Below are 20,980 nucleotides of genomic sequence, written 5' to 3' on the forward strand. Positions count from 1 at the left end.
CCAATGACTAACCTCACCATTGCGCCGGGCATTGTTGAAGAACTGGAACTTACGGCTGCTGGCCGGCACCCAGAGGAGGCCTGTGCCCTGTTGCTGGGCAACCATGGGCCCAGCCACATAGACATTAGGGCAGTCGCGGTGAGTGCCAACGTGACGAGTGAGGATAAGTGCATTGCCTTCGAGGTTGATTCTGCTGTTTATCTTCGTGTGCAGAAAGCTGCCCGCGCCGGAGGGCCTGCGGTGGTGGGGGTTTGGCACAGCCATCCGAATGGTCGGGCGGAGCCATCCGAGATTGATTGCTCCCGGTCGGTTGAAGGGGGCTGGGTATGGTTGATTACGGCAGTCAGTGCCGGCAAATGTTCGACCCGCGCCTTTCAGGCGGATACGATTGATCCACACCAGCTGAAAAACGTTACAATTTGTTCGGACGATTAGTGCGTTTTTCCTTGGCAAATGAATTGAAAAGCTGTCCTGCGGACCTATAGTCAAGGAAACGCTGGAACCGGGCCGCTTAGGGAAGACTGGCCTCGTGTATTTTATGGGGAGTAATACGTGTTAGGACAAATGCAGGACTGGCCTCTGCTGGTTTCGAAATTCATTGAGCATGCGGCGATTAACCATCCGAAGCGGGAGATCGTCTCCATGCTGCCGGAGGGCGGACAGTTTCGATATACTTATGCCGAAAGCGAGAGCCGAGCCAAAAAATGCGCCCAAGCACTTCAGCGCCTGGGCGTAGAGTTTGGTGACAGGGTGGCCACGCTTGCCTGGAACAGTCATCGTCACATGGAAATATGGTTTGGCGCCTCAGGGATGGGGGCGGTGACGCATACCGTCAACCCTCGGCTGTTTCCCGAGCAACTCGTCTACATCATGAACCATGCCGAAGACAAAGTGCTGATGCTTGATGTCACCTTTGTACCGCTCATTGAAGCGATTGCGGAGCATCTGACGACGGTAGAGCACTTCGTGATTCTGGTTGGCCGCGACTATATGCCGGAAACTACGCTCAAGGGTGCTTTGTCATACGAGGAACTGGTTGACGCGGAGGACGGAAATTTCAGTTGGCCGGAATTTGATGAGAATACTGCTTGCGGACTTTGTTACACATCCGGAACGACGGGTCACCCAAAGGGGGTCCTGTATTCCCACAGGTCAAATTTCCTCCATACATTGCTTGCGCTTGCCGGAGATACACTGGGTATCACATCTACCTCCGTCATCCTGCCGGTGGTGCCTATGTTCCACGCTAACGCTTGGGGTATTCCGTTTGCCGCAGCGGGTTCAGGGGCCAAGCTTGTCCTGAATGGCCCGCATCATGATCCGGAAACCCTGCATGACCTGATTGTGAAGGAAGGTATTACCGTGACAGCGGCTGTGCCGACAGTGTGGCTGGGTATGCTGAAATACCTGCAGGCGACGGGCAAGGATATGGCCAAGCTTACCACTGTTACGATCGGTGGTTCTGCGGCGCCGCGCAGCATGATTGATGCGTTTCAGCGTGACTATGGTGTGCGGGTCAACCATGCTTGGGGCATGACAGAAACCAGCCCCCTGGGGTCGCTGGGTAGCGAAAACGCCGCAATCCAGGGTCTTTCTGCGGAGGAGAAGCTGGATATCCAGTGCAAGCAGGGCCGTTCAGTGCTTGGCGTGGAAATGGCCATTCACGATGATGAAGGCAAGGAGCTGCCACGTGACGGCAAGACATCAGGTCGTCTGATGGTCCGCGGCCCATGGGTGGTAGAAAGCTACTACCGGCATGAGGCGGGCAATATCCTTGAGGATGGCAACTGGTTTGACACGGGGGACGTGGCTTGCATTGACGAATACGGCTACATGCAGATTACCGACCGCGCGAAGGATGTCATTAAGTCTGGCGGGGAGTGGATCAGCTCCATCGACCTTGAAAACGCTGCCGTGGCCCATCCCAAGGTGGCAGAAGCTGCTGTGATCGGAATTTTCCATCCAAAGTGGGATGAGCGACCGCTGTTGGTCGTTGTGCCGGAAGAGGGCCAAAGCGTAACCCATGAAGAAATGAACGCTTTCCTGGCAGACAAGGTTGCCAAATGGTGGCTGCCGGATGATCTGGCTTTGGTGAAAGATCTGCCCCATACAGCAACGGGTAAAATTTCCAAAAAAACGCTGCGGGAAACCTTCAAGGATTACAGTTTCCCCAACACATAGGCTGATATTCAATGCCTGGCATGGAATATGTGGTGACGGATAAAAATGTGGAGGCGGCGTTTGCCGCCTTCCAGTCGGCCGAGCGAGCACAGTTGCAGTTGCTTCGTCGTTTGATCTTTGAGGTGGCGGCTGAAAATGACCGTATTGGTCCCGTGACCGAGACTCTGAAATGGGGCCAGCCTGCCTATGTCACTGCAGAGAGCGGCAGCGGAACGACCCTTCGCCTTGGGGTGAAGCAGGGAGAAGCTGCGCTATATGTGCACTGTGGCACCACGTTGGTTGAAGACTTCAAAGACCTTTTTGGCGGCATTTTACGCTATGATGGCAGGCGTGCCATCATTTTTGCATCAGATGAACCGCTGCCGGAACAGGCGGTCCGGTCATGTATTGACCTTGCACTGACATATCATCTCAAAAAGAGGAAAGGCTGAAATCAGCGTTTACCGCGGCCCATCCACTCAAGGATTTTTCGTGCGGGAAATATCCACAGGATACCGGTAACCAGATAATAGGGGGTCTGTATCCACAACGATACCTCATTCAACATGCTGCCGATTCCAGCGACAACAAAGGCATAGGCCATAAGCCCAAAGATCAGGATCAACATGCCCCATAGGCTGCGTGCGGCCGGTTTGTCTTCAGTCATCTTTTTGCCTTTCGCTTGCAGCTATTGTCGTCGCGGCCAACTCGATAATACGCCGGGTTTCACTCCATAGCGGAAGCGCACGCGCCTCTTCAAGGGTAAAGAAGCGAGCGTCACTGGCGTCGGACCCCGCTTTTAGCGTACCGCCAATGGGAATGGCGAGATAGTCGATTAGTGTATAGTGATACCTGATGCTGTGATCTTGCTCTTCGATAAGGTCGACAATATCGATAAGACCCAGCAGCTCAACCTCCAGCCCTGTTTCCTCCTGTGCCTCGCGCTTGGCTGTCTGGGCGACGGTTTCCCCCAATTCTTGCGCGCCGCCGGGTAGGCTCCAGCTACCCAGTTTTGGTGCTTTGCCGCGCCGGATAAGCAGCAGCATGCCATCTTTCATGATGACCGTGCCGACACCGACAATCGGGCGGGTGGGATTTTCTCTTGCGTCCATCAGGGGCTTGCTATTTCTTCTGTGCATGAATGAGGGGCCACTTTGCGGCCCGACAAGCCCGGAGGCAAGGAACTTATGTGCGGCCGCTATATTTTGACGACGCCAAATGACGCCATCGAGCGTTGGTTTGGCGTCCGTGCGGGGGCACCGGTGCCACCCAATTTCAACGTGGCCCCAACACAACCTGTGCTCATCGTGCGGCAGCACGATAAAGGCCACCGCGAACTGGCCGCGGTCGAATGGGGACTGATTCCTGAATGGAAGAAAGAGCCGGGGGACAAGCCACTCATCAATGCCCGTATCGAGACGGTAGAGCAAAAGCCCTCGTTTAGGTCCAGTATCAAACGACAGCGCTGCCTTGTTCCGTTCTCAGGTTGGTATGAGTGGAAAACCGTCGCAGGCCGTAAACAGCCGTTTTATATTCGCCCCGTGAGCGACGAACCTATGGCATTTGCCGGCATCTGGTCGGTGTGGCATGGGGCCGGCGGTGATTTCTGGCTTGAAACCATGGCGATACTGACCGCCTCCACCGAAGGCCCTATGTCCAGCCTTCATCACAGGAGACCACTGGTGGTGAAGCCGCGCGACTATGAAGCTTGGCTTACGCCGCACGACCCGTTGCCAAGGGGGTTTCTCGGTAGCTTTGACTTTATGCCGGAGACAGCCTTTCATTGGCGCCCCGTGAGCGCGCGGGTTAATAACGTGCGCAACAATGGGCCTGAGTGCCTTGGTGCGCCCGACGAAGAAACCCAGCCAAGTCTGTTCTAACGACGTTGCATTGTTTTAAGGATATTTCATGACGGATTTTGAGGATACCAGCCGCGCCATTTATATTGAGGCAGGTGGACCTGTCGGCTCTGTGGTGTTGAACCGGCCAGCGAAACGTAATGCGATGTCTGAAGCGATGTGGCGTGATCTGCCTCAAGCTGTTCAAGCGTTGGACAATGATGGCGCGGTTCGGGTCATTGTGGTGCGCTCTTCTTCTGACGCTGCTTTTTGCGCAGGCGCCGACATCGCCGAACTGGAAGCGATCGCGCGGGATAAAAAACGGCAAGAGAGTAATCGTGTTGCTATCCGCGAGGCGCAACGCTCCCTCGCGCGCGCAAAAAAGCCGACCATAGCCCGGATCACGGGCGCATGTATGGGCGGCGGTTGTGGCATAGCTCTTCATTGCGATATGCGCATCGCGGCGCACGGGGCACGTTTTGGTATTACACCGGCAAAGCTGGGTTTGGTCTACCCGTTGAACGATACCAAACAATTGATGGACCTTGTGGGCCCGTCCAAAGCCAAGAGTATGCTGTTCACCGGGCGCGTGCTCGACGTGGAAGAGGCGCTTGCCATCGGGTTAATTGATGAGCTGTGCGCACCGGAGGAGTTGGATATAAAAGTCAGTGCGCTTTCGCACCAGATCGCGGCGGTTTCGCAATATAGTGTGCGCGGCATCAAGATTTTGGTTCAAAATGTACTGGACGGCCAGTGCGATGATGATGATGCCACGGCCGAAATGTTTCGCGCGGCCCATGAAGGACAGGATGCTGTCGAAGGCGTGCGTGCCTTTCTGGAAAAGCGGCCGGCGGATTTTCGCTGGAACGATTAACGTCGCGCCGGGCTTATCTCGGCCGCAAATCCCTGAAATCGGGCACGATGTAGAGCGCGGCGATGTGGAGGGCACTTGTACCAAAAAGTATCACGCCTGAAACTACAGCTGATAGCGTATCGAACATGCTGGGGGGTGTAACTGCGGCAAATATGGCCATCAAGATGAGGTCTGCCACAAAGGCCAGCAGAAAGAGAGCCGCGAGCGATGCCGTCATCGGCATCAGGAAAAACCGGCCCCGTCGCCATGCGCTCAGGAGTGTTTCCTTGCGGTCGCGGGCTTCTGCTGCGATAGCAAGGTGGGCAACCGAAGTGAGAGCAAGTGCCGCCCATATCATCAATACGATGGCAGTCATCATCACGGCGTTGCCAATGCCGCCGATGCCGGTTGTAAGCGCTGCCAATAGCGGGAGGCCAACTAGGCCCAACAGGACAGTCAGGCCATTGGCCGCAACCATGTGCAGGAAGCTGCGGAAACCGCGCCGCAGATAGGCGCGTATGCCGCCTTCCGATGGCGTAAGGTTGCCCGGCGCACAAGCCCGCGCCCACAATACGGCCAGGAATATTGTAACTGCCGTGACAAGAAGGTGGCCAATTAGCAGGGTTGGTAGCCCTTCACTGACTGCGGCGGACAACTCTTCTGTCATTTGCTCTGTCGGTGCGTCTTGCTCCAGTATCACGATAAGGCCTGAAAGAACGTCTGCCGCAGGCATATACAGAAATGTTGACAGAATTGCTGACAAAGTCGCGAGCAGGAAAAATAACTCAGGCCGCTGGCGGAAAGCTCGCCATGCTGCCGCAGTCAGAGATATTAGTGTCGGTGTCTGAAAATACATTAATGAGACCTTGAACGGTGGACAAAGAATGGGTGGCTTGGCGCTATTGCGAGGGGGCCTGTTGAACTTGAACCTGTCTACTCTAAATCATTCGTATACTCAATGCAGGGAGGATCGGGTGTTCAAGGGTAAAACAATCTGGATTACTGGTGCATCGTCGGGAATTGGTGAGGCACTTGCTTATGAATTTGCTGCGGCGGGCGCGTCGCTGGTGCTGTCGGCCCGCCGGCTCGAAGAGCTGGAGCGCGTGAAGGCGGCATGCGGAAAGCAGGGGGCGGGGGCAGATGATGTTCTTGTGCTGCCGCTTGACGTGACTGACGAGGCCCAGATCGCCGCCGCCACCAAGGCTGCGCAAGGCTTCAGGGGGCGCATTGACATGCTGGTCAATAATGCAGGCATTTCGCAGCGCTCCCTATGTGTTGACACTGATATGGCGACATACAGGCGACTTTTTGAGGTGGACGTATTTGGCCAGATAGCGCTTACCAAGGCGGTGCTGCCGGTAATGCAGGATCAGGGCAGTGGCCATATGGTGGTCACGGCGTCCGTTGCGGGCAAGATCGGTGTGCGTCAACGCACGGGGTACTGCGCCGCCAAACATGCGATGATGGGTTTCTTCGATGCCCTGAGGGCGGAAGTCGCCTCAGAGGGAATCAAGGTGACAACCATAACGCCGGGCTTTATCCGCACCAATATTGCGACCCACGCGCTCAAGGGCGACGGCAGCGAATTTGGCAAGGTCGATAAAAATATCGCGGGAGGCATGGACGTCGGTAAATGTGCCAAGGTGATCATGCGAGGCATTGAAAAAGGCAAAAAGGAAATCCCGGTCGGCGAAGGCTCTGAAATGAAGGCGCTCTGGGTGAAGCGCTTTTTCCCGAACACTCTGTTCAAAATGGTAGAAAAAATGGGTTAGACCACAGGGTCTAACTGCGAGTAGCTCGAAAATACGCCATGTAATTCGCTGATATCAGGCGTCTATCCATGTTCCCTTGCCGGGGCGGGGTTTACTAGGCATGAAACGGTCCCACCAGCGCAGGTCCGGCTCTGGCCTTGGACGGCGATGCGGTTTTTCAAACTTCACTTCCGGTTTGCCGTAACCGAGGTCAAGGAATTCAATACTGGTAACCTTTTGGTGGTCGGGTACTAGTCTGTCGTTTATACGGCCGTAAGTTGGCCGCTTTCGGTACACCGAACATCCGATGATGTATATGGGCGAGCCGTTTTGGTCGGCGAGGGGCAGGTATAGCGATGCTATATCGGCGTCGCGTCCCTTGTGTCGATAAACTTTCTCGACTAAATGCGCCCCACTTGGTTGTTCAAGAACGGCATCATACAGTTTGGCGGTGTTTTCATAGAGGTCTGGGCTGGTGAGGTCGAAGGCGTTGAAGCCGGCGACAGGGTTATGCCAAAGCGCGGGCGCACTTGTGCCGAACATTGAGACCTGAACGTCAAATCTGTTTACGCGCTTCAACAGCGAAATGCGGGGTAACAGTTCGTGCAGTTCAGCAATATTCAGGTTTCTGCGTGCGGGGATGTGCGCGCCCTGGTTGCGTGGCAGGCTTTGCCAGTAGTTAAGCAACTGCTCCAAAACACCGGAAACGGGCACGGGCGCCTCCTCTTCCAATCATGACGATGGAACTCAATCGACATAATCATGCGGGGATTGGGCGGGGCTTTCAAGACATGAAAACTGACCTATTTCTGGCCCATATTTTGCTGCTGCTCAAATACCTGAATCTGTTGCGTGATTCCCGCCGCGAGGTCGTTCGGTATGGGGAATGTGAGGTGGTATTGGGAAATTTTCCAGCCTGTTTTTGTGCGAATCAGCACGCCGGTTCCCCTGCTGGTGCCGTATTTCTGGCTGGTGAGCAGTTCATCAAACCATGCGCTGTTACCGTCCGGTGTCAGGTTGATATGGCGCTCACGCATGGTGTAAACCCATCCATCAGAGGGCTCTGCGTATGATTTGAAGGTCGGGATGTCCCAACGTTCGGCAGCATCGGTCCCCAGAAATATGGCCTCCTTGCTGAATAGGGCAAAATAGGTGTCCCAGTCCGCTGTTGCCGCAGCAGCGTGAAATTTATCGAGGACGTTCGACACAGACCCCTTATCATTTTCGCCGGCATGGGAGACAATACTGGTGCTGAAAAATATAATTATCGCAATGAGATATCGCATTTTTTCTCCGGGTTATCGAGGGGTGTTGCGGCCGATCTGGCCTGCGCGCAAACGAGAGAGATAGCTCTTGAGGTCGGCTTTCAGTTCCGGTGCCATCAGATAAATACCGATTACATTGGGGATGGCCATCAGGAAAAACATACTGTCGATCAATGTATAGACCTCTGACACAGACAGCACGGCACCGGGGATAAGAGCAGTGCAGAAAATCACCTTGAACAAGGTCATCGAGCGTTTGCTGCCATTGAAAATGAACTCCCAGATTTTGCCCGAATAGTAGGCCCAACTGATAATGGTGGAATAGCCGAACAGGAAGGCGGCCACCGCCAGCACCCAGGGGAACCAACTGATAACACTGCCAAAAGCGGCAGAGGTCAGCGAGACGCCCGCTGCACCCGCCCCATCAAGATATACGCCGGTGATCACAATCACCAATGCAGTCATCGTGGATACAACAACCGTATCGATGAAGGGTTCCATAAGCGCGACCATGCCCTCGGACACCGGCTCCTTGGTCTGCGCCGCAGCGTGGGCCATTGTCGCGGAGCCAAGCCCAGCCTCTGTCGAATAAACCGCGCGTTGCATTGCTATGATCATGGTGCCGATGAGACCGCCCATTCCTGCCTCAAGGCTGAAGGCCGAACTGACGATAGTAGCAAAAGCCGCGGGCACCTCGGTTATATGCCCGCCGATGATGACAAGGGCGCCGGTGATGTAGATGCCGGCCATAGCGGGCACAAGCCGGGATGTGACACTGGCGATTGAGCGCAGGCCGCCAATGATGACAATGGCTGTGATAATGGCGATAAAGATGCCGAAACCCCACCGTGCTGGCTCGCTATCCAGCCCGGTGACTACGGATACCGCCTCAAACGACTGGTTTACTTGGGCCACCTGCATCAGGGTGGGGAGCGCCAGCAAGGCGTATGTCCACGCCAGGATTTTTCCTGCTTTTCCCCAGCCGCGGCGCTGAAGCCCGCGTTCGAGGTAATACATCGGCCCGCCTGCGACCGTGCCATCTGCCCGTACGTCGCGATACTTGACCCCAAGCGTGCATTCGGCAAACTTGAGAGACATGGCGCAAAAGCCGATCAGGATCATCCAGAATGTGGCGCCCGGCCCCCCGGTGCTGATGGCAACCGCCACACCCGCGATATTGCCAAGGCCGACTGTGCCCGAAAGCGCGGTGGACAGCGCCTGGAACTGGGTAACTTCACCGTCGGCGGCGGGGTCATGGAAATCACCGCGCAGAATATGCCAGGCACGCCTGAAGCTGGTGATGTTCACAAAGCCGAAGTAAAACGTTAGCAGGATCATCGGCAGCGCGAGAAAAGCTACGATCCATTCCACCTGCAGGCCGAAGATGTCGACTTGCGCGAAGACAAAGTCACCAAGGGCGTTGATGGCATCGGCCAGCGTCTGCACAAAACCGCTGCGGGCGTCTTCATCGGCTGCCAACGATGGCGCAGTGATAGCCATGGCAGCGAAGGCCGCGATACAGGCGCGTTTAAACTCGGTCACATCCTCTCCCCAGGGTATTTGTGTGGCGCCAGACTAGGCGACGAGCTATCCAGAGGGAAGCCCAAATATTTATGAGGGGCGAAAGCGTGTCAACATAGGTTGACATTTTATGCTCGTCAACTTATGTTGACGCCATGAAAGATATAACCACTGCCATAGACCCTGCAGATCCGGAAGAAGCCTTCGCAGCAGTCGTGGCGCTGCGGCGCTACGCAGACAAACTCGAACGTCAGACCGTGAGTCGAGCGATTGGGGAGGGTTGGTCTTGGGCTGATGTGGCTGAAGCCCTGGGGGTGTCCAGACAAGCAGCCCACAAGCGTCTGTCGCCCTATATAAACAACGATACGAGGAAGTGATGTTTAAAAGGATCAGAAGACGCCTGGACGATATGAAAACAATTAAACTGCTTTGTGAGTCTGCGGAGCGGTACGCCTTTGAGGATCATCAGGAAAAGCCGGGCGCGGAGCACTTTCTGTTGGCTGCGCTGGAGTTGCCGGATGGGACTGCAAAAAAGGTGCTTGCAAAGTTCGATGTTGATACGATGTGCCTGAAACGGTCAATAGAAGCTCAGTATAGCCAAGCGTTAAGAAAGGTCGGAGTTGAGGCGCCACAAATGGATAATATCGGCGAAGATATCACACCTCGGACAACCCTTTTTCGAGCATCTGCATCAGGCGAAGCCGTCATCCAGGTATTAGCGTCACAACAGAAGAGGCGTGGGGATACCAAGCTGTTAAGTGCGCATGTGCTTGCGGTGCTAGCGGAGACGAAGGTTGGTGTCGTTGCGCGTATTTTCCGGATTCTTGATCTGGATGCAGAAATTGTCAAGCGCGAAGCCGAGTTGGTCTGCATTTCTAACGTAGGTTGGAGCCTATTTTTCGCCAAAACGCGGCATCAGTTCAATGAAATTGCAGGGGCGATAGCGATTGTCTAGCTGGGTTTTGAGGATTTTGTCCCAGCCGTCTTTCACCGCGCCTGTGGAGCCGGGCAGGGCAAACATGAGCGTGGTGCCCGCAATGCCGGCGGTGGCGCGGCTCTGGATCGTGCTGGTGCCGATGGTCTCATAGGAAAGCATACGGAACAGCTCACCGAAGCCGGGAATTGCTTTGGTGTAAAGCGCTTCAAAACACTCCGGCGTGATGTCGCGCCCGGTAATGCCGGTGCCGCCGGTGGAGATGATCACGTCAACGTCCTTGTCATCCAGCCACATATAAAGCTGCGAGGTAATGGCGTCGCGGTCGTCCCGCACAATCACGCGGTCAGCCAATATATGCCCCGCGTCATTAACCCGCGCAGCGAGCGTGTCGCCAGAGCGGTCGTCCTCAAGCGTGCGGGTGTCTGAAATGGTCATCACAGCAATACGGGCAGCAATGAACGGGCGGCTTTCATCAATCATCGGCACTATCCGTGGCCCCTGTGTAGATGCGTGTCAGCGCGCGCTGGTGCGCAAGTGCGGTGTCTTCGGTATCCAGAAGTTCAAGCGTGGGCCACGCACCTGAGGCAATAGCGTCAAGGCTTGGCGTTTCCTGTCCCAGCCGCATGCGGTATAGCCATAAATTGGCCATCACGCGTTCAATATAGTTGCGGGTCTCATAAAAACCGATGGATTCGATGAACAACAGTGGGTCTTCGCCGTAGATAACTTCCTTGTGCCAGCCCATCAGGCTGCCGGGACCACCGTTATAGGCCGCCAGCGCCATAAATAGGTTGCCTTCAACATAGTCCATATCCAGCAGATATTCGATATATTGCTGGCCCAGCGCCATGTTGAACTCAGGCTCAAACAGGCGGTTGCGGTTGCGCTTCAACAGCTTGCGGTTCTTGCTGATGTAGCTGGCGGTTGCGGGCATTACCTGCATCAATCCGCCGGCGCCCACGCGGCTTTTGGCCCGAATGCGAAAGTCACTTTCCTTACGCACCATGGCAAAGATAAGCGCCCGGTCGACACTGAAGCCGCCGGCGGGTGCCCAATCTGGCAGAGGGTATCTTACGGCGGTTGAGGCTGGTTTTCCGGTGCCGCCAACACGGCCAAGCCGGATCTGGATATTGGGCAGATTAAGCCGCGCACCCAGCGCCAGCAGATCTTCCTGTACGGTGGTGCCTTCGCGGCCCCACAACAGGCGAAGTTCCTCATCGGCAATATCGTCGCGGCCAATTTCAGTGAGCGCAATGGCGCGGTGAGTGGCTGGGTGGTCCAGCAGCCGCTTGAGCGCGCTGGGCCGCAACTCGGGCACTGACCAGTCGATTTCGGGTTTTATGCCAAGCTGGCGGGCGGCGATAAGACCATAAAAGGTTTCCACATAGGTGCTGGCAGCCCTGAGGTGTTCGGCACCCCGGCTGACATCGCCAACGCGGTAGGCCGTGCGGCCTGCCCAGAACTGCCCGGCCGATAGCAGCCAACTGCCGGCCCGTTCGGAGTTGGCGAGATAGGTGAAGTGTTTGTACGCTGTGGCATAGTCGCCGGTGCGCCAGTTGGACAGCCCGGCGATCCAGTCAACTTCCGGTACGATCTCGCGCGCGAGCTCCGCAGCCCGAGTTGACAGTACCCGCGCTTTGAAATCATTGGACTTATAATAATAGCTGGCAGCGATACGTTCCAGCGCTTCGGCCTCCTCGTAGGGCACCAGAAGGTCGCGTTCCACCATCGCCCAATAGCGTTTTTCCGCGCGTTCCGGTTCACCCTTGCGTACGGAGCGGCGTACATTGGCCATGAAGGTGGTGACGGAACTGCGTTCGTCGCGGGTGCGGCTGGGAAGCGGCGGCTTGGGGTCTGCTGCCTGGCCTGTCACACCGGGGTAGCGGGTTTCGCTTGGCCGTCGTGGCGCGTGTGCATTGCCCTGCCTCCGCCGCGCTAGGCTATAAACACGCCATGCGTTGGGGTGGTCAGCGTATGCCTTCAGCCAGCCGGCAAGCTCGGAATATTTGCTGCGGTAGCCAGTTGGATGCATGTAGCGTTGGAACCAGACATGACCCATCAGCACAGGGTTCTCAAGCCGGGCGATCATCTTGTCAGCCTGATTCCACTTTGCCTGTTCCTGCAGTTCAAAGATGCGGCGGTAGCGGTTGATGTCTTCGCTGCTCAAAACCGTTGGTATCTCCACAGGCACGGCGCGGCTGGCCGGGCTTGCGGCGAGCAACAGGAAACAGATACTGATCAGGACAATTCTGACACTCATAACGACTGAAGCTTCCTTTTCACTGCAAGCAGGTCGCGCCATGCCAGCCCCTTGAGGTGCGGTTGGCGCAGGAGATACGCCGGGTGATAGGCGGGCAATGCGGCAATTTTCTGACCGTTAAGGTCTAGTTCCTTCCAGCGCCCCCGAAGGCGGGTGATGCCGTCCTCGGTGCCCAGCAGGGCCTTGGCCGAGACTCCGCCTAGCATCAGCACCACCTTCGGCTCAGCAAGCTCAATATGCCTTCTGATAAACGGCAGGCACATGGTAATAACGGCTTGGTCCGGCGTGCGATTGCCCAAGGGCCGCCATGGCACGACATTGGAAATATAAACATCCTTGTCCCGGCCCATCCCGGCCGCTGCTAACATATGGTCAAGCAATTGGCCCGAGGCGCCAACAAAGGGTTTGCCCATGCGGTCCTCGTCAGCGCCCGGTGCTTCGCCGACGACCATTAACGCCGCTCCGCGCGTACCATCCGCAAAAACGGTATTTTTGGCGGAGCGTTTGAGAAGCCCGCCATCGAATGCTTTCAAAGCGGCTTCAAGGTCATCGAGCGTGTTGCAACTAGCAGCCGCACTTTCAGCTGCGGCCTGACCGGCGCCGCTGATGGCTTGCACGGGCTTTGCTTCAACACGCCGTGGTCCGCCGGGTTTCGGTTGCGGTGTGGCGGCGTGGGCGTTTTGGCTTTGTGCGGGTGCTGCAATTGGCTGCAAGGTGGTGGCAGGCGCGGTAAACCGGTCGACACACTCGCCTGCAATAGCTTCGTCTGCACCCATGGCGATATGCCAGGCAAGTAAGGTGGCGGGATCTGTGTGTTCCATTGGGGTCTGTTGCATAGCGTCCGTTTGAATCAAGGTTGCGGTGTCACTATACAAGGCAAAGGCTTAAAATTGCATTGAATTTTTGATGGCTTTTGTGCGGTGGGATGACGTCGCGGCATGCTGGCGTGTGGCCTTCTGGCATGAAAATAAAGCCCCGCAACCGTTTGACGTTTTGCGCGCAGACAGGCATAAACACTTGAAATCTGGTGCATGTGGTCCAGTTTCCGACACACCCCGCATGGCGGCATAAGCCGTACGGGGGAAACGGAATAGGGAAGTTTGAAGGAGCAGCGCATGGAACGCGAATCCATGGAATTTGATGTTGTGATCGTGGGCGGTGGCCCCGCTGGCTTGTCGGCCGCGATCAGGCTGATGCAACTGGCTCAGGAAAAAGAGCAGGAACTCATGGTCTGCGTGATCGAGAAGGGCTCTGAGGTCGGCGCCCATATTCTGTCGGGCGCTGTGGTTGACCCGATCGCGCTCAATGAGCTGATCCCGGACTGGCAGGAAAAAGGCGCACCAATGAGCACGCCGGTGACGGAAAACCATCACTGGATTTTGTCAGAAACCGGCAAGACCGAGTTTCCGCACTTTATGCTGCCGCCGCTTTTGTCAAATGACGGCATGTATACTTTGTCGCTTGGCAGCCTGACGCGATGGCTGGCGGAACAGGCAGAAGCTATGGGGGTAGAGATTTACCCCGGTTTTGCCGGCGCTGAGGTTCTGTACCATGAAGATGGCCGTGTCAAAGGGGTGGCAACCGGTGATATGGGTGTGGCGCGCGATGGTAGCCACAAGCCAAGTTATGAGCCCGGTATGGAACTGCACGCCAAATATACCTTGTTTGCAGAAGGCTGCCGCGGTTCGCTGACCAAAGGGCTGGAACAGAAATTTGACCTGCGTGCCGATAGTGAACACCAGACATATGGCATTGGCATCAAGGAACTTTGGGATATAGACCCCGCCAAGCATAAGCCGGGCCGTGTAATCCACAGTCAAGGCTGGCCGTTGACAGAAGACGCAGGCGGCGGGTTCATCTATCATCAGGAAAACAATCAGATCGCAATCGGGTTTGTTGTCACGCTTGATTATCAGAACCCGTATCTCTCCCCATTTGACGAGATGCAGCGCTTCAAGAACCACCCGGCAGTGAAGGAAATTCTTGAAGGCGGGCGTCGTGTGGCATATGGGGCGCGCGCGATCAACGAAGGTGGGCTGCAGTCTGTGCCGAAGCTGAGTTTCCCTGGCGGGGCGCTTATTGGCTGTGCGGCAGGTTTCGTGAACGTACCGCGCATTAAGGGTAGCCATAATGCCATGAAGTCCGGCATGCTGGCGGCTGAAGCGGCGTTTGACGCGGTGGCGGCAGGTTCGGCAGGTGAGGTTGAGCTTACATCCTATCAGGAAGCGTTCAAGAACAGCTGGATATACAAAGACCTGCACCGCGTTCGCAACGTGCGTCCGGCCTTGTCAAAATTCGGCGTTACCCTCGGTACGCTGTATGCCGGGCTTGACATGTGGCTTAACAATATCGGCCTTGGTTTCCTCGTGCCGTGGACCTTTAAACATGGCCACAAAGATAACGAAGCGACAAAAAAGGCGGCAAACGCCAAGCCGATCAGTTATCCAAAGCCTGACGGCAAGCTTACCTTTGACAAACTTTCGTCGGTTTTCCTTTCTAATACCAACCATGAGGAAGACCAGCCGATCCACCTGACGCTCAAGGACCCGACAGTGCCGGTTGAGATTAACCTCAAGGAATATGCAGGGCCAGAGCAGCGGTACTGCCCGGCTGGTGTCTATGAGTTTATTGAAGGCGTTAGCGGCAATAAAAAGCTGCAGATCAACGCGCAGAACTGTGTTCACTGTAAAACCTGTGATATCAAGGATATCACACAAAATATCAATTGGGTGGTGCCCGAGGGCGGCGGAGGCCCGAACTACCCGAATATGTAGCGCGTTAAGCAAAGGGCAAAAATGAAGCCTATTACATCTATTCTTATGGCTTTGGCGCTGGCTGCCTGCGTGGCGGAAGCGCCAAAGCGGCAGGCAACAGCGCCTGTTAGCGGCCCTTTGTACAGTGAGTTTGAGGAGCATGACCAAGGGGCCAGTTTTTACGGTCCTTTTGTTGCTGCGACCCTTGCACACCATGATGACAATTATGCCAAAGCGGCCAGTTATTATCTGGATGCCCTGAACTCAGACCCGGATAGCCAGTTTGTGGCGGACCGGGCGTTTTTCCAACTGCTGTATGCGGGGCGCACGGATGACGCCGCTCGTGTGGCGACAGACATGCTGAAGCGCGAAGACGCGCCGGACGACGACCTTATTCGCATAATCTACGTGCTGGAGGCATATAAGCGGCAGGACTGGCAGGCGGTGCGTACCCGATTGGCACTGGGCAAGGATACAGGCTTTGGCTTTTTGATCGCGCCGATCCTCGAGGCATGGAGTTATGCCGCCGAAGGAGCCCGCGACCAGGCGATGACGGCGCTTGAGCCGCTGTTGGCGGACCCGCGGCTGAGCGGTATCGGAGAGGAACACCGGGCTTATATTCTCGATCATCTGGGCGACTTTGCCGGCGCAAAAACGGCGTTCCTGAAACTCGCCAATGCGGAAAGGCCCAGTTCCTTTCAGCCCATGATTGCTTATGCCTATATGCTCTACCGAACCGGCCATACCGTTGATGCACGGGCCTTTCTGGGCGAACAAACCAAGCGCTTTAACGAAAATGCCTTTCTCATGCGCGAGGGTATGCGGGTCACCGCAGGCTATGAACCAACGCAGGATACCTCAAATCCGCGTGGGGCAGCAGGAGCGGTTTTTTACGGTCTTGGTACAGAGTTTGCCCAAGGGCAATCCCTGCAGGCGGGGGTTGTGTATTTGCGGCTTGCGTCCTATCTCATGCCGGAAGTCGCCGAGACATATATAATGCTGGGTGACCTGCTGGAGAAACTTAATGTACCGGGTGCGGCAGCCCGTGCCTATGCCACTGTGCCGCAAATGAGCCCTCTCAGGGAACTGGCTGAGATCAAACGTATCGGTGCCTTGCGCACGGCCGGTGATGTAGCCGCGGCAGAAGCTATGGTGCGTGCGGGCCTGCGCGACGACCCGACAAATCATACATTGCTTGTGACGCTGGCGGACATGTTGCGCGAAAAGGAACTGTTTGACGAAGCGGCAGTGCGTTATGGGCAGGTGATTGACCAAATTCAGAAGCCGCACGCCCGGGACTGGTTCGTTTATTTTGCGCGAGGGGTTTGTTATGAACGTCTGGGTGATTGGAACAGGGCAGAGGCAGACCTTATTACTGCGCTGCGCCTGAACCCCGGCGAAGCCAGTGTGCTCAACTATCTTGGCTATAGCTGGATTGACCGTGGCCAAAATGTCGATCGGGCCAAGGATATGATCCGGCAGGCTGTGGAGAAAATGCCGGATGACGGCTTTGTAATTGATAGCCTTGGTTGGGTCCATTATCTGACCGGTGAATATGCTGAAGCAGTCACGCAGCTTGAGAAGGCCGTCAAACTCGAACCCAACGACCCTACCATCAATCATCATCTGGGAGATGCGTATTGGCAGGTGGGGCGCAAGATTGAGGCGCGCTTTCAGTGGCGACATGCGCTGGACAACAATCCGAACGCCACGGAACGGCCCGAGCTTTTGCAAAAGCTTGAGCAGGGCCTGCCAGACTTATCGTGAGCGGGCCTGACAAAAACCAGGGTTTACGTATAACGGCACCGGCCAAAATCAACCTGTTTCTGCATATCACAGGCCGGCGGGATGACGGTTTTCACTTGCTGGAAAGCCTGTTTGTTTTTACCCGGGCCGGGGATGTCATTACCATTGGCGCTGCTGATGGCCTTGTGTTTTCGCAGTGTGGGCAATTCTCTGCCGGGCTGGACGGCGGGGAGGATAATCTGGTCGTTAAGGCTGCGCGGGTTCTGGCGGCTGCGGCTGGTATAGACCCCGCGGTGAGCATCACGCTGGAGAAGAACCTCCCGGTTGCTGCGGGTATCGGCGGCGGGTCAGCCGATGCCGCCGCGACCTTGCTGGGGCTTAACGAGTTCTGGCAACTTGGGTGGTCCAACGACCGGCTTGAAGATGTCGCCTTGCGATTGGGGGCCGATGTTCCTGCCTGCCTGCACAGAAGCCCGCTTTATGTCGAGGGGGTAGGGGAGCACCTGACCCCGGTTGAGCTTGGCTTTACCGCAGGTGTGCTGTTGGTGAACCCGGGTAAAACCCTTTCCACTCCAGCTGTTTTTGCGGCCTACCGCTTGGCGAACACACCGTTTGATACGTCAGGGGCCGGGGCAGCCAAGCCTTGGCAATCATTATGTAACGTCATTCAGCAAACCAAAAACTCGTTACAGGCAGCGGCTATTGGCGCATGTGCAGATATCCAGCGGGTGCTCGATTATCTGATCGCCATTCCGGGTGTGAAACTGGTGCGAATGTCCGGTAGCGGTGCAACCTGTTTTGCGCTTTTCAGCGATAGGGCCGCTGCTGAGGCTGCGCTGGCTCAGGGAAAAAAAGACAAGCCAGAATGGTGGTTTATGGCTGATGAGATTGCCCGTTAGGCACCCGGGGTGGCACCGCTGGCGCGGCATATGGGGAAAATTCCCACAAAGCGCAAAAAAAGGTCTTTACAGGTCGGGGCAGTTTGATTAAAACCGCGCCACAACCCAGTTGGGGCGTCGCCAAGCGGTAAGGCATCGGTTTTTGGTATCGACATGCGGAGGTTCGAATCCTCCCGCCCCAGCCACTCTCTCCCCTGAAATAATATTTCAAAAACCTGTGCAGGATGTGTGCAACAAAACGGTCGTTTTGAGCCAGATCTGTGAATGATTTGCGCAATGTTTGTGCATTTTTTCAAGTAGTGTGATATGCGTTTTTCGCATAGCAGATCTGCCGTGATAATGTTTATTTCACATGGCTGCGATATTCCTGAAACAGACCTGAGCCATATAGTGATGGCGCAACAAGATGCGCCAGAATTTGTGTTTCGGCGTTTATGTTTCAGGAGCAATTGAAATGTCCTTCCCAGCATTGTTTTTCCCGACATTGTCCTTCCAAATGTTGAAGTCCAACCTTCTCAGGTCAGCCGTTATGCCACTCGTCATTTCGGCGGTTGCTTTCCCGGTAGTGGCAGGGGACCCGGCTACCGGCGAAAAGGCTTGGAGCGAGGAAATTCGCTCAGAGTTTGCGAAAGTCAGCCACTACCCAGGCCGTGCGGCCAAAATGGGTATCGAAGGTACGGTCAAGGTGCGGGTTGATATGAACAGCGATGGAACCGTCACCCGTTATGACGTGGTTCAATCTTCCGGTTCAAACCTGCTTGATAATGCCGCACGTCGCATGATGCGTGACCTGCGCCGGTTGCCAGCGTTGGAAGATGGGGCGGATAAGCGCAGTTTTGTGCTGCCGCTGAGTTTCCGTCTCGCGGACAAGGTCAAGGTCGAAGGGCGGGCGAAGAAAGATGCCCTGACAGCTTGGCGTGACAATGTGCGCCGCCGCGTTGCCAGCAATGTTTCATACCCAGCGTCGCTTGTCGATCAGGGCGTCGAGGGCCGGGTGACGGTTCGTCTTACCGTTCGCGCTGACGGTACCGTTGCGGGACAGCAAATCGCACAGTCGTCGGGTCATGAGGCACTGGATGCTGAGGCGTTGCGGGTTACTGGCCGCCTTGGCAAGCTGCCAAACCTGCCTGCGGGGCAGGAGCCTGGCGAGTTGGTTCTGCCTGTTGTCTACAAAATAGCAGAGAATCGCTAAGGCGCTTCTCAACCTCTCCTCTTCCCACACTCAAAAGGGGCGGTTCCTCCCACCGCCTCTTTTTTTTTGTTGAAAATCAAACCGATATGCCTTGAGGTCGTGCCGCGTTTCAGGCACCCTGCAGGCGTATACACACAAGCTTTTGGGGGCACGCCACTTTGGCGCTCGATCTTAACAACACCCTACATATCAGATGCGGCAACGACATTGAGGTTTGCCTCAGAGATGCCGGTTTTGAAGGTGATTTTCTCAATTTTTCAGACCCTTTCTGCCAAGGTCCGGTGCATGACCTGCCGGGTGAAGCGTTCAGGGACGAGCGGGCGCGGTTCATCGCCGCTGCTTATCATCTGCCGCTTGAGGACGTGATAGCGCGGCAGCAGGCAAGCTATGGGGCGCTGTCACGGGCCGGAGAGTATGACAATATTGTGCTCTGGTTCGAGCATGACCATTTTGACCAACTTATTCTCGCCTACATTCTCAGGCATATAAATGCTCAGCAGAATATGCCTCCGGTTGAGCTTGTCTGTGTGCATGACTATCCTGTGTTGCCGCGCTTTACCGGGCTTGGCCAGCTTGGGCCTGATGACCTTGCCAGCGTGTGGCAAGGCCGGACGGCCGTGGGCAAGGAGCAGAAGGCATTGGGGTCCGAGGTCTGGCAGGCATTAACCGCCGATGGCCCGGAAGCGCTTTTGGCGCTGGTGAAGGCGGGCACGCCCGCAGTGCCCACCATGCGCGAAGCACTTAACCGCCACCTGGATGAATTGCCTTCAACCCGTCATGGCCTTAGCCTGACGGAGACCCTGAGCCTGCGCATTTTGGCGGAAAAGCACGACACCAAGGCTGGCGCCATGTTTGGCCAGTTGATGTTGCGTTATGAACCACTGCCGTATCTGGGTGATATGATGTACTGGCATGAGCTTGGGCGATTGGTTGAAGGCGGTGCAGCACAGGTGGTTAAAGATGCAGAAAGCTGGCCAGACAGGGTTTTGCGGCTGACTGAGCTTGGCGAGCATATATTGATGACGGAAGAAGACTGGGTTGCGTATATGCCCGGTCCTCGCTTTGTTGGCGGTATCAAAATCACGCCGGGTCAGGCGCATTGGCGCCGGGACACCAAGGGCAGGGTTGTTTTGACAGATGGATAAAAGGACAGAGTGATGGAAGACGTTTTGGCGCAGTTGCGCAGCATTTACAAGGAGCGCGAGGAAGAACCGGGTTTTGATCCCTCAATCAAGATCATGAAAGGTTCACGCGATAGTGAGGTATGGCTCGAAGGCGATGCAGACGGCCTGATTTATATGGCGATCCAGTGCCTTTCGCTGGCCAAATCCCAAAAGCCTGACGCCCGGTACCAGGTGGACGAAAGCAACCTCGCCGCTGAAAGCTCCATCGCACTGGTGATAAAAAAAAGCCGGGGCTGAGTGGGTGCGCCATGCGCCGACTTGATCCCTCAATCATCGTCATACGCTGACTTGATCGGCGTATCCATGGATCAGCTTTGCGCCTGTATCCGGCATGGACCCGCCGGTCAAGCCGTCGGGTGACGAATCCTTCCTGCATCGGGCGACGACCAGCTTGCGATTATCGCTGACCGTCCAGGGGCGGCTCTGTTTTGGCAATCCACTTTACCTCGTCATACGCCGACTTGATCAGCGTATCCATGGATCAGCTTTGCGGCCGTGTCTGGCACGTGTCCGCCGGTCAAGCCGTCGGGTGACGAATCCTTCCGGCATCGGGCGACGACCAGCTTGCGATTATCGCTGACCGTCCAGGGGCGGGTCTGTTGCGGCAATCCACTTTACCTC

23 protein-coding genes and 1 tRNA gene are annotated in these 20,980 nt (G+C 56.0%); 15 read left to right on the forward strand and 9 right to left on the reverse strand.

Annotated elements, in window-relative coordinates; genetic code table 11:
* Window positions 1-3 precede the first annotated feature (3 nt).
* The 3 genes from ACN0VM_RS09040 to ACN0VM_RS09050 all read left to right on the forward strand — a co-directional run bounded on the left by ACN0VM_RS09040 (window position 4) and on the right by ACN0VM_RS09050 (window position 2,612).
* Entirely contained in the window at window positions 4-435 is a 432-nt protein-coding gene (locus ACN0VM_RS09040; RefSeq protein ID WP_417450548.1) for a Mov34/MPN/PAD-1 family protein, read from the forward strand.
* A 117-nt stretch (window positions 436-552) separates the two neighbouring features.
* Window positions 553-2,181: a long-chain-fatty-acid--CoA ligase gene (locus tag ACN0VM_RS09045; RefSeq protein WP_417450549.1), complete on the forward strand. Its 1,629-nt coding sequence runs from the start codon at window positions 553-555 to the stop codon at window positions 2,179-2,181.
* 32 nt (window positions 2,182-2,213) lie between these two features.
* Window positions 2,214-2,612, forward strand: a complete 399-nt coding sequence (locus tag ACN0VM_RS09050; RefSeq protein ID WP_417450550.1) for a DUF1801 domain-containing protein — start codon at window positions 2,214-2,216, stop codon at window positions 2,610-2,612.
* 2 nt (window positions 2,613-2,614) lie between these two features.
* Here ACN0VM_RS09050 and ACN0VM_RS09055 read toward each other — a convergent pair whose 3' ends face one another.
* Window positions 2,615-2,827 (reverse strand): DUF2842 domain-containing protein, encoded by a 213-nt coding sequence (locus tag ACN0VM_RS09055; RefSeq protein WP_417450551.1) that lies wholly within the window; start codon window positions 2,825-2,827, stop codon window positions 2,615-2,617.
* Window positions 2,820-3,272: an NUDIX hydrolase gene (locus tag ACN0VM_RS09060; RefSeq protein WP_417450552.1), complete on the reverse strand. Its 453-nt coding sequence runs from the start codon at window positions 3,270-3,272 to the stop codon at window positions 2,820-2,822. The genes ACN0VM_RS09055 and ACN0VM_RS09060 overlap by 8 nt, the downstream gene beginning before the upstream one ends.
* A gap of 75 nt (window positions 3,273-3,347) precedes the next feature.
* Between ACN0VM_RS09060 and ACN0VM_RS09065 the strand changes: the two genes are divergently transcribed.
* On the forward strand, window positions 3,348-4,040 hold the full coding sequence (locus ACN0VM_RS09065; protein ID WP_417450553.1) for an SOS response-associated peptidase: 693 nt from the start codon (window positions 3,348-3,350) through the stop codon (window positions 4,038-4,040).
* A 28-nt stretch (window positions 4,041-4,068) separates the two neighbouring features.
* The gene (locus ACN0VM_RS09070; protein ID WP_417450554.1) at window positions 4,069-4,872 is read left to right on the forward strand and encodes an enoyl-CoA hydratase/isomerase family protein; all 804 of its coding nucleotides are present in this window, start codon (window positions 4,069-4,071) and stop codon (window positions 4,870-4,872) included.
* Between the two features lie 13 nt (window positions 4,873-4,885).
* Here ACN0VM_RS09070 and ACN0VM_RS09075 read toward each other — a convergent pair whose 3' ends face one another.
* On the reverse strand, window positions 4,886-5,551 hold the full coding sequence (locus ACN0VM_RS09075; protein WP_417450555.1) for a hypothetical protein: 666 nt from the start codon (window positions 5,549-5,551) through the stop codon (window positions 4,886-4,888).
* Window positions 5,552-5,825: 274 nt separating this feature from the next.
* Between ACN0VM_RS09075 and ACN0VM_RS09080 the strand changes: the two genes are divergently transcribed.
* Complete coding sequence (locus tag ACN0VM_RS09080; protein WP_417450556.1) at window positions 5,826-6,623, forward strand: SDR family oxidoreductase; 798 nt, start codon at window positions 5,826-5,828, stop codon at window positions 6,621-6,623.
* A 54-nt stretch (window positions 6,624-6,677) separates the two neighbouring features.
* Here ACN0VM_RS09080 and ACN0VM_RS09085 read toward each other — a convergent pair whose 3' ends face one another.
* The 3 genes from ACN0VM_RS09085 to ACN0VM_RS09095 form a co-directional block, all read right to left on the reverse strand.
* Window positions 6,678-7,316 carry a PAS domain-containing protein gene (locus ACN0VM_RS09085; RefSeq protein ID WP_417450557.1) on the reverse strand — a complete coding sequence of 213 codons (639 nt, stop codon included), beginning with the start codon at window positions 7,314-7,316 and terminating at the stop codon, window positions 6,678-6,680.
* Between the two features lie 89 nt (window positions 7,317-7,405).
* Complete coding sequence (locus tag ACN0VM_RS09090; protein ID WP_417450558.1) at window positions 7,406-7,888, reverse strand: nuclear transport factor 2 family protein; 483 nt, start codon at window positions 7,886-7,888, stop codon at window positions 7,406-7,408.
* Window positions 7,889-7,900: 12 nt separating this feature from the next.
* Window positions 7,901-9,409, reverse strand: coding sequence for an alanine/glycine:cation symporter family protein (locus ACN0VM_RS09095; protein WP_417450559.1), 1,509 nt, complete (start codon window positions 9,407-9,409; stop codon window positions 7,901-7,903).
* Window positions 9,410-9,543: 134 nt separating this feature from the next.
* Between ACN0VM_RS09095 and ACN0VM_RS09100 the strand changes: the two genes are divergently transcribed.
* On the forward strand, window positions 9,544-9,765 hold the full coding sequence (locus ACN0VM_RS09100) for a hypothetical protein (protein WP_417450560.1): 222 nt from the start codon (window positions 9,544-9,546) through the stop codon (window positions 9,763-9,765).
* Between the two features lie 32 nt (window positions 9,766-9,797).
* Entirely contained in the window at window positions 9,798-10,343 is a 546-nt protein-coding gene (locus ACN0VM_RS09105) for a Clp protease N-terminal domain-containing protein (RefSeq protein ID WP_417450561.1), read from the forward strand.
* Here the strand turns inward: ACN0VM_RS09105 and moaB are convergent.
* Genes moaB through ACN0VM_RS09120 form a run of 3 tightly spaced genes read right to left on the reverse strand, consistent with a single transcriptional unit; the run spans window position 10,281 to window position 13,406 of the window.
* On the reverse strand, window positions 10,281-10,805 hold the full coding sequence (gene moaB / locus ACN0VM_RS09110) for a molybdenum cofactor biosynthesis protein B (RefSeq protein WP_417450562.1): 525 nt from the start codon (window positions 10,803-10,805) through the stop codon (window positions 10,281-10,283). The two genes, ACN0VM_RS09105 and moaB, sit on opposite strands and share 63 nt — an antisense overlap.
* Window positions 10,798-12,585 carry a lytic transglycosylase domain-containing protein gene (locus ACN0VM_RS09115; RefSeq protein ID WP_417450563.1) on the reverse strand — a complete coding sequence of 596 codons (1,788 nt, stop codon included), beginning with the start codon at window positions 12,583-12,585 and terminating at the stop codon, window positions 10,798-10,800. Before ACN0VM_RS09115 ends, moaB begins: the two co-directional genes overlap by 8 nt.
* Entirely contained in the window at window positions 12,582-13,406 is an 825-nt protein-coding gene (locus tag ACN0VM_RS09120; RefSeq protein ID WP_417450564.1) for a uracil-DNA glycosylase, read from the reverse strand. The genes ACN0VM_RS09115 and ACN0VM_RS09120 overlap by 4 nt, the downstream gene beginning before the upstream one ends.
* Before the next feature lie 294 nt (window positions 13,407-13,700).
* Between ACN0VM_RS09120 and ACN0VM_RS09125 the strand changes: the two genes are divergently transcribed.
* The 7 genes from ACN0VM_RS09125 (at window position 13,701) to ACN0VM_RS09155 (ending at window position 20,596) form a co-directional block, all read left to right on the forward strand.
* On the forward strand, window positions 13,701-15,359 hold the full coding sequence (locus tag ACN0VM_RS09125) for a 4Fe-4S dicluster domain-containing protein (protein WP_417450565.1): 1,659 nt from the start codon (window positions 13,701-13,703) through the stop codon (window positions 15,357-15,359).
* 21 nt (window positions 15,360-15,380) lie between these two features.
* Window positions 15,381-17,105 (forward strand): tetratricopeptide repeat protein, encoded by a 1,725-nt coding sequence (locus tag ACN0VM_RS09130; RefSeq protein ID WP_417450566.1) that lies wholly within the window; start codon window positions 15,381-15,383, stop codon window positions 17,103-17,105.
* Window positions 17,102-17,983 carry a 4-(cytidine 5'-diphospho)-2-C-methyl-D-erythritol kinase gene (locus tag ACN0VM_RS09135; protein ID WP_417450567.1) on the forward strand — a complete coding sequence of 294 codons (882 nt, stop codon included), beginning with the start codon at window positions 17,102-17,104 and terminating at the stop codon, window positions 17,981-17,983. The genes ACN0VM_RS09130 and ACN0VM_RS09135 overlap by 4 nt, the downstream gene beginning before the upstream one ends.
* A gap of 110 nt (window positions 17,984-18,093) precedes the next feature.
* Window positions 18,094-18,168 (forward strand) — tRNA-Gln (locus ACN0VM_RS09140).
* 344 nt (window positions 18,169-18,512) lie between these two features.
* Window positions 18,513-19,175, forward strand: a complete 663-nt coding sequence (locus ACN0VM_RS09145; RefSeq protein ID WP_417450568.1) for a TonB family protein — start codon at window positions 18,513-18,515, stop codon at window positions 19,173-19,175.
* 158 nt (window positions 19,176-19,333) lie between these two features.
* A complete protein-coding gene (locus ACN0VM_RS09150; protein WP_417450569.1) occupies window positions 19,334-20,320 on the forward strand; it encodes a DUF1835 domain-containing protein in 987 nt (328 codons plus the stop codon).
* Window positions 20,321-20,332: 12 nt separating this feature from the next.
* On the forward strand, window positions 20,333-20,596 hold the full coding sequence (locus ACN0VM_RS09155) for a hypothetical protein (protein ID WP_417450570.1): 264 nt from the start codon (window positions 20,333-20,335) through the stop codon (window positions 20,594-20,596).
* Window positions 20,597-20,980 lie beyond the last annotated feature (384 nt).

Origin of the sequence: Kordiimonas sp., assembly GCF_048260245.1 — a bacterium.
In the GTDB taxonomy this organism is placed as follows: domain Bacteria; phylum Pseudomonadota; class Alphaproteobacteria; order Sphingomonadales; family Kordiimonadaceae; genus Kordiimonas.

What these genes read in the sequence shown, in the direction of transcription:
- ACN0VM_RS09100 (WP_417450560.1), top strand. Translation starts at nt 9,544, where the DNA reads ATGAAAGATATAACCACTGCCATAGACCCTGCAGATCCGGAAGAAGCC.
- ACN0VM_RS09120 (WP_417450564.1), bottom strand. Translation starts at nt 13,406, where the DNA reads ATGGAACACACAGATCCCGCCACCTTACTTGCCTGGCATATCGCCATG.
- ACN0VM_RS09040 (WP_417450548.1), top strand. Translation starts at nt 4, where the DNA reads ATGACTAACCTCACCATTGCGCCGGGCATTGTTGAAGAACTGGAACTT.
- ACN0VM_RS09065 (WP_417450553.1), top strand. Translation starts at nt 3,348, where the DNA reads ATGTGCGGCCGCTATATTTTGACGACGCCAAATGACGCCATCGAGCGT.
- ACN0VM_RS09090 (WP_417450558.1), bottom strand. Translation starts at nt 7,888, where the DNA reads ATGCGATATCTCATTGCGATAATTATATTTTTCAGCACCAGTATTGTC.
- ACN0VM_RS09125 (WP_417450565.1), top strand. Translation starts at nt 13,701, where the DNA reads ATGGAACGCGAATCCATGGAATTTGATGTTGTGATCGTGGGCGGTGGC.
- ACN0VM_RS09145 (WP_417450568.1), top strand. Translation starts at nt 18,513, where the DNA reads ATGCCACTCGTCATTTCGGCGGTTGCTTTCCCGGTAGTGGCAGGGGAC.
- ACN0VM_RS09060 (WP_417450552.1), bottom strand. Translation starts at nt 3,272, where the DNA reads ATGGACGCAAGAGAAAATCCCACCCGCCCGATTGTCGGTGTCGGCACG.
- ACN0VM_RS09055 (WP_417450551.1), bottom strand. Translation starts at nt 2,827, where the DNA reads ATGACTGAAGACAAACCGGCCGCACGCAGCCTATGGGGCATGTTGATC.
- ACN0VM_RS09070 (WP_417450554.1), top strand. Translation starts at nt 4,069, where the DNA reads ATGACGGATTTTGAGGATACCAGCCGCGCCATTTATATTGAGGCAGGT.
- moaB (WP_417450562.1), bottom strand. Translation starts at nt 10,805, where the DNA reads ATGATTGATGAAAGCCGCCCGTTCATTGCTGCCCGTATTGCTGTGATG.
- ACN0VM_RS09155 (WP_417450570.1), top strand. Translation starts at nt 20,333, where the DNA reads ATGGAAGACGTTTTGGCGCAGTTGCGCAGCATTTACAAGGAGCGCGAG.
- ACN0VM_RS09105 (WP_417450561.1), top strand. Translation starts at nt 9,798, where the DNA reads ATGAAAACAATTAAACTGCTTTGTGAGTCTGCGGAGCGGTACGCCTTT.
- ACN0VM_RS09115 (WP_417450563.1), bottom strand. Translation starts at nt 12,585, where the DNA reads ATGAGTGTCAGAATTGTCCTGATCAGTATCTGTTTCCTGTTGCTCGCC.
- ACN0VM_RS09130 (WP_417450566.1), top strand. Translation starts at nt 15,381, where the DNA reads ATGAAGCCTATTACATCTATTCTTATGGCTTTGGCGCTGGCTGCCTGC.